The 6,657-nt window shown below is 47.8% G+C and carries 7 protein-coding genes; 3 read left to right on the top strand and 4 right to left on the bottom strand.

Features of this window, described 5'->3' with window-relative positions:
* Positions 1–136: 136 nt before the first annotated feature.
* The gene (locus RN22_RS16605; RefSeq protein WP_231590920.1) at positions 137–574 is read right to left on the bottom strand and encodes a hypothetical protein; all 438 of its coding nucleotides are present in this window, start codon (positions 572–574) and stop codon (positions 137–139) included.
* Positions 575–904: 330 nt separating this feature from the next.
* Positions 905–1,282 (bottom strand): hypothetical protein, encoded by a 378-nt coding sequence (locus RN22_RS16600; protein WP_002540541.1) that lies wholly within the window; start codon positions 1,280–1,282, stop codon positions 905–907.
* 328 nt (positions 1,283–1,610) lie between these two features.
* Here RN22_RS16600 and RN22_RS16595 point away from each other — a divergent pair, with 328 nt between their 5' ends.
* Entirely contained in the window at positions 1,611–2,300 is a 690-nt protein-coding gene (locus RN22_RS16595) for a DUF2982 domain-containing protein (protein WP_046305914.1), read from the top strand.
* Positions 2,301–2,307: 7 nt separating this feature from the next.
* Here RN22_RS16595 and RN22_RS16590 read toward each other — a convergent pair whose 3' ends face one another.
* On the bottom strand, positions 2,308–2,961 hold the full coding sequence (locus RN22_RS16590) for an MBL fold metallo-hydrolase (RefSeq protein ID WP_046305912.1): 654 nt from the start codon (positions 2,959–2,961) through the stop codon (positions 2,308–2,310).
* Between the two features lie 279 nt (positions 2,962–3,240).
* Between RN22_RS16590 and RN22_RS16585 the strand changes: the two genes are divergently transcribed.
* Positions 3,241–4,065 (top strand): UDP-2,3-diacylglucosamine diphosphatase, encoded by an 825-nt coding sequence (locus tag RN22_RS16585; protein ID WP_046305910.1) that lies wholly within the window; start codon positions 3,241–3,243, stop codon positions 4,063–4,065.
* A gap of 37 nt (positions 4,066–4,102) precedes the next feature.
* The gene (locus RN22_RS16580) at positions 4,103–5,839 is read left to right on the top strand and encodes a lysophospholipid acyltransferase family protein (RefSeq protein ID WP_046305906.1); all 1,737 of its coding nucleotides are present in this window, start codon (positions 4,103–4,105) and stop codon (positions 5,837–5,839) included.
* Positions 5,840–5,882: 43 nt separating this feature from the next.
* On the opposite strand, the gene RN22_RS16575 is transcribed toward RN22_RS16580, so the two are convergent.
* The gene (locus tag RN22_RS16575) at positions 5,883–6,437 is read right to left on the bottom strand and encodes a DUF882 domain-containing protein (protein WP_046305903.1); all 555 of its coding nucleotides are present in this window, start codon (positions 6,435–6,437) and stop codon (positions 5,883–5,885) included.
* Positions 6,438–6,657: the final 220 nt, after the last annotated feature.

Here is a 6,657-nt window from a genome sequence, read left to right as displayed (position 1 = left end):
GGCGTCAGTCAACTCGCCCGGAGGGAGGCCATCAATGCGCCCACTTCTTTGTTAAATACCACGGAAATAGAACGACTATTCCTCGTGGTATTTGCCTCGAATTGAACGCATTGATGGCCTCTGAAGGCGAGCATCTTCAGGTCGTTTGGGTATAAAGCATGATCTGCAGAAAATCTCTGTCACCTTCATGTTGAGTAACGAGAGCGCCCGTCTTCCGGCGTATTTTCTCCAACTCAGCAGCATCGAGTGCGTAAGGTAGAAAGATGTTCAACGTTTCAATGTGCTGGCGTTTCGCTTCTTCCACCAGTGTGACAAGGTTAGAAACATCGCTGTAGAGCGATGAAAGAGAATGTGTCACCGATAAGGTGAAGGCCTCGCTTGGAAAAAAACCTTCGTATGTTTCGATCTGTTTTCTCTTAAATCGGCCCAACTGCGCTGTAAGAGCTTCAAAAAACGTCCAATGTTGGCGGCTGGATTCACACAGAAACTGTGTATAGTCAAAGCTCACGACATGCTGGTTTTGCTTATTTGTACTGTCTAAATATCCCGTCATAGCAAATCCCGTTGCTTTCATTATTCTTGAGATATTCCAAGCGACTACTTCTCATTTCGCCCATTGCTTTTAAGTGCCAAACTGACGATTCAAAAGCTGTTCTTTAATGCCTTAAAGCGAGAGAGAAGTCGCTTGGTTAATGTTCAACTTATCACTCACTATATGTGTTTTTCGAGATTAATCTCGCAAATAAACAAGAACTTTGGGCTTGATCAGCGATAAATTTATGTTGTCCAGAAAAATCATCAATCTTATCTACAGCGCTTTAACACCGAGTTAAAAACCACCGAAAAGAGGCTACAAAAAAACCAGCCCGGAGGCTGGTTCTTCAAACTTACGATCTGTGCGCGATTAAAGTGCTTTGTACAGTACTTTGTTACCAGATTGGATACGCTCTACAACACCTTCTTCAGCCAGCTTCTTCAGCGCGCCTGTCGCCCAAGATGCCGCTTTAGAATCTTCCTGACCTGCTGCCAGACCGATACCTTTAGGGTTGATACCTTCTGCGTTCTGACGAACGATGTCCAACACTTGCTGTTGTTTTGGGGTCAGTGAAACGTCTGCAACCACTTTTGCTGGTGCTTCAGTTTTTTGCTCAACTGCCGGCTTTTCAGCTTTAACTGCTTTTACTGGCGCTTCTTTCTTCGCAACAACTGCTGATGCAGATTTTGCTGCTTTGATGTGTTTCTGAAGCTTAAGTTGAACTTTACGTTTGTGAGAGATCTTCATTAAATCGTCCTACTCCGACGTACTGCATTGAAATTTACCGACAGTCTTCGAAAGCGAATACTCGTTCCAAAAGCCCGTTTGGGAAGGCAAAAGCCTTGTTTTACTTCCCTAAACCAGCCTTTTATCACCGCTTCGGTATCAAGCAGAGTTAAAAACAAAGCGCGTTTTATATCAAAAATCCCCCGCGTTTTGTAGCACTAACGACGACTGAGAATGAAAGTTGAGCCAAGTGTCGGAAACTACACTTTATTTTGTTTGGAATTCGACCGATAGTATTCGGTGATCGAACTAAGCTTTAGAGAAGTAATACAAGGAAAGTACCAACCCAGTGAGTAAACGATTGCTGATTTATCCTCCCCACCAGCAGATAGGCAAATATTTCCGTATCGCCGTGTTGATTTTGGCCATGGTGGTGGTGACATTTATTTTGCTCAACCCGCAGGTGAAACCTGTTCCCGCTCTGATTGGGCTCTGCCTTCTCGGATCACTGGGTGTATATATTGGCTATGTGATTGACCAGCAACGCCTCTCCTTTTCACTGTCTGACATGCACATTCAGCACCACACGCCTAAAGGGGGCTGGAGCCTTAAATGGCGCAATATCTATCAAATTGGCATTCCTTCCGTTTCCCATGAAGGCTGGCACCAGTCTTTGCCTTGGTTCGGTGTGAGGCTCAAAGACTATGAGCCGTTCCTTGAAGGCATCAGTTATCGCCTTGCAGGCCAAATCATCATGGAGCAGCGCGGACTCTTGCTCAGCGCCTACCGACGCGCCGAAGAACCGATGAGCAGCAAACTCGAAGACATGATGTTTGACGACACGCCTTACACATCGGCCAGTGGTAAGGTTTACAAAGGTCTGGTGGCGATGTTGGCGAACAGAATGAAGTACACCCGAGAGTTACTGGGGTATGACGTGTTTGTCAGTGAAGACTTGTTGGACAGGCCGCTAGAAGATTTTGTGGGGCTAACAAGGCAGTACTTGGCTTCTGCGGGCAGAGCACCCGCAGAAGAATAAAAAATTTTTACCAGATAGGCATGTTATCCGCGACATACGGATTTTGCTGACGCTCAATACCGAACGTTGATGTAGGACCATGACCAGGCACGAAAGTGATGTCGTTGCCCAGAGGGAACAGCTTGTCCTTGATTGAACTGATCAAGGTTGCATGGTCCCCTTTAGGGAAGTCAGTGCGGCCAATGCTGCCATTGAACAGAACATCACCGACCCACGCCATACGATCTTCTTCACTGAAAAGCACAACGTGACCAGGCGTATGACCTGGTGTGTGAATCACTTTCAGTACGCTTTCGCCCAGTGTCACCTCATCGCCGTCTTGCAACCATTGGTCTGGATCAAACGCTTCTGTACGCGCAAAACCAAACATTTCGCTTTGCGCTGGCAGCGCCTGCAGCCAGAACGCATCTTGCTTTTCTGGGCCAATCACAGGCACGTTGTAAGCCGCGCGGACTTCTTCAGTTCCACCAACATGATCCAAATGGCCATGAGTCAGAAGCACTTTAACCACGTTCACACCGAGTTCGTTAACCTTTGCCACCAGTTTGGACACGTCACCACCAGGGTCAACCAGCGCCGCTTCGTTGGTTTTATCACACCAGATGATGGAACAGTTTTGCTGAAACCCTGTCACAGGAACGATTTCGTACTTCAAAGCCATAAGAAAATCCGTATAAATGCAATAATCAGCGAAAGCATATCACGCCCGCGTTCTCATTTTAACGAGAACCGTTCCTTTAGAGGGGCGCATTGACACACGCCAATCTCAATTCAATGAAGTTCAATATGATCAAGGAATTGGAAAGAATTCCGCTGATTTTGTCATCAATTTGCAAACAGTCTGACACCAGTATGTCACCCCTTTGACAACTCGCCTTCATGTAAGCGCACTACATTGAGCATCGACAGTTGATTCGTTTTGATCATCAAATGGATGCCTATGAACCCTATCTCTGTGCGAACCGTGTGGATTTCCGATCTGCACCTGGGAAACAAGGATTGTAAAGCGCAATACCTGCTCGATTTTTTAAATCGACATACCGCAGAAACCATCGTACTTGTTGGTGATATCGTCGACTTTTACTCGATGAAGTCCAGCCACCACTGGCCGGAATCCCACAGTCAGGTGCTTTCTCTCCTCTTAAAACGTGCTCACGATGGCACACGCCTCATCTACATTCCCGGAAACCATGACGTCGCAGTACGGGACTATCTCAAGTTCGATTTTGGACGTATCGAAGTACGTGCCCGTTTCGAGCATGAAACCGTCACCGGAAAACGTATTATCGCCGTGCACGGCGATGAGTTCGATAACGCCGTATGTCACAGCCGATTGACGGAAATCGCCGGCTATGTCGGCTACGACTTCCTGCTTTTCCTGAACAGATGGTGGGCAAGGCTTCGTCGCAAGGCCGGATTCCAGTACTGGTCCCTAGCCTCATACATCAAGTCAAAAGTAAGTTCCGCCAATGTCGCCATTCAGCGTTTCGAAAATGCTGCAGTGCAATTCGCAAGACGGCGTGGTGCCGACGCCATTGTATGTGGACACATTCATCACCCGGATATTAAGCGGTTGGAAGGCACTTTCTACTTCAACGATGGCGACTGGATTGAAAACTGCACCGCTTTGCTCGAACAGCACGATGGCACCATTCAGCTTATCCGATGGACTGAAAAATCCACATTACTTGCGGAAACTGACGCCTTTGTCGACCCAGAAATGAATAGATTCCGTGAAGAGAAAGAAAGCATAGAAGCAGCCTGATGAGCGATAAACACCGTTCGAGGGCAAAAGGAAAGATATGTTTAGCATTGATGATGTCATTACAAAGAACTACCCAAAGATCGCTGACAAGCGCTGGATTTCTCGCCCTGTCAGCTCAACACTTCGTCGCTTACTTCACGAGGAAGCGTTTCAGAGCTTTGCGGAAAAATACCCTTATCTGAGAGGCTTTGAGTTCGTCGAACAGGTGCTGGATTATTTTCATTTCAGCCATGCCACCAGCGACCGCGAACGAGAACGTATTCCTTCCACTGGCCGCGTCGTGATTATCGCCAACCATCCCATCGGTTCGCTTGACGGCCTCGCATTGCTAAAACTGGTTCGTGAAATTCGGCCGGATGTCAAAGCGGTCGCTAACAACTTATTAATGCAGATTGAACCAATGCACAACTGTTTGCTGCCAGTGAATAATATGTCTGGGAAAACGCCAAAAGAGAATCTGCGCAAGATTGATGAATGGCTGCAAAATGACGGCGCGCTGATTATTTTCCCCGCAGGTGAGGTCTCTCGCTTCAGCCCGACCGGTGTGAAAGACAAAGCCTGGCATCATGGTTTTCTGAAAATGGCGACCAAAGCCAAAGCGCCGATATTACCTATTCATGTTGATGGTCGAAACTCAGCGGTGTTTTATGGCGCTTCCATGGTCTACAAACCCTTGTCTACCCTGCTGCTGGTCAACGAAATGTTTGGACAGGAAAACAACACCATCAATCTGACCATTGGCGAGGCCATTCCGTTTGCCAGCTATCATGCCAGCGCCAATCTTCCCCCAAAAACGCGAGTGAAGCTGTTCCGAAAGCATCTTTACAGCATCGCCAAAGGCAAGCCAGGTGAATTCCCCACCGAGTCGGCTATCGCTTCCCCCGAGCCAAGATTGAAACTGGCAAAAGAATTGGAACAGAGCGAGCGACTGGGCGAAACACCCGATGGAAAATCCATCTACCTCTATAGATACAAAGACGAATCCCATGTCATGCGTGAAATTGGCCGTTTGCGTGAAGTGGCGTTCCGCGCCGTGGGTGAAGGCACAGGGCAACGCCGCGATATCGACAAATACGACCAACATTATTTCCACCTAGTGCTTTGGGACCCCAAAGCCATGGACATTGTCGGCGCTTATCGCTTCTGTGATACCCAAGCCGTTATCGCGCAGCATGGGCTAAAGGCGGTGTATACCCATACCTTGTTCGACTACGGAGATGGCATGTCAGACGTGCTGAACAAAGGTTTGGAGCTTGGAAGAAGCTTTGTGCAACCCAAATACTGGGGCAAGCGCAGTCTGGATTACCTCTGGTTGGGAATTGGTGCATTTCTGGCGAAGCACCCTCATTACCGCTATCTCTTTGGCCCGGTCACCATCAGCAATGCCATGCCACAGGCCGCGAAGGAGTTACTGATTTTCTTCTACAGCACCTACTTTGGTGCACATGCGACCATCGCGCGTTCCAAGCGCCCTTTCAATATCGACAGCCAGAAAGAACATGAACTGCTTGTCCATTTTTGTGGCGATGACTATCAGAAAGATCTGAAGACACTCAAAATGCTGCTCGATAACCTGGGGACGGGCATTCCTACCCTCTACAAACAGTACAGTGAGCTGTGCGAACCGGGCGGCGTACAGTTTCTGGATTTCAGTATCGACCCGGACTTTGCCGACTGCATTGATGGCTTAGTGATGGTGGATATGACCAAGCTGAAGGAGAAGAAACGTCAGAGGTACATCTCTCCGCACCTGAGAGAAATCGAACTGGTTTAAGAACTGAAAAAGGCGCCGAGGCGCCTTTTTAAATCTTCGATAGTTATGACCAGCTACGAACCGGCCCAGTATCAATATGAATGAAGCCGCTACGCGGATAATAACCAACGCCACCAGCCTGAAGCTCCAGGGCGACTTTGCGCAATTTAGACAGAGACACATCTTCAATGAAGAAGTCGATGGCCTGTCCTGTGGTGTGGTAACTCTTCTTAGCCTGACCACCGCCATTTTTACGCAGCATTTCATTGGTCGCTGGGGAACGATAACCCGACACCATAGTGATTGGGTTTCTGGCATCGACAAGGTCATAAATCGCCGCAAGTTGATCGTAGAGTTTCGGATCCATCTCGGTAGAAACATTACGTCTGTGATCACGGCATAGCTGATTCAGCACAGCCAATTCTTTGTCTACATACTGCTTACCGTTGAAATAGCAAACATCAGCATGTTCACCGGTATTAATGCTCAACATGTCTATATTTCGTGGTTTACCGACTGCCAACGGCAGAGCGAGCGCCGTTTGAGGTAAGGCTGCCGCCACTAAACACGCCGCACCGCCCAGTATTAGGCGACGACGTTGGGTATCCAAACCGTCCATAACAACTAACAATTTCCCACAAAGTACTAAATAAACAATCAGAGTTGCTAACTACGCCAAATCCCGCGCTTTTCCTGTGGCAACTCTTAAAAACAGTTGGAATTTATCGACAATGAAAACGTTAATCAAACCCCAAAATGTCTCGATAATGAGCGAACTGCTGTAAATGGCACCGTTTCCTGATGATTTTCAGCAGGTTTTAGACATTGTCAGGAGAGTG

It is taken from the genome of Grimontia sp. AD028 (assembly GCF_000973155.1).
Classification (GTDB): Bacteria; Pseudomonadota; Gammaproteobacteria; order Enterobacterales; family Vibrionaceae; genus Enterovibrio; species Enterovibrio indicus.
Note: the sequence above shows the minus strand (reverse complement) of the source record. Positions and strands in the feature narration are given on the sequence as shown.

Coding starts and splice junctions, on each gene's coding strand:
- RN22_RS16590 (WP_046305912.1), bottom strand. CDS start 2,961: ATGGCTTTGAAGTACGAAATCGTTCCTGTGACAGGGTTTCAGCAAAAC.
- RN22_RS16575 (WP_046305903.1), bottom strand. CDS start 6,437: ATGGACGGTTTGGATACCCAACGTCGTCGCCTAATACTGGGCGGTGCG.
- RN22_RS16585 (WP_046305910.1), top strand. CDS start 3,241: ATGAACCCTATCTCTGTGCGAACCGTGTGGATTTCCGATCTGCACCTG.
- RN22_RS16580 (WP_046305906.1), top strand. CDS start 4,103: ATGTTTAGCATTGATGATGTCATTACAAAGAACTACCCAAAGATCGCT.
- RN22_RS16605 (WP_231590920.1), bottom strand. CDS start 574: ATGAAAGCAACGGGATTTGCTATGACGGGATATTTAGACAGTACAAAT.
- RN22_RS16600 (WP_002540541.1), bottom strand. CDS start 1,282: ATGAAGATCTCTCACAAACGTAAAGTTCAACTTAAGCTTCAGAAACAC.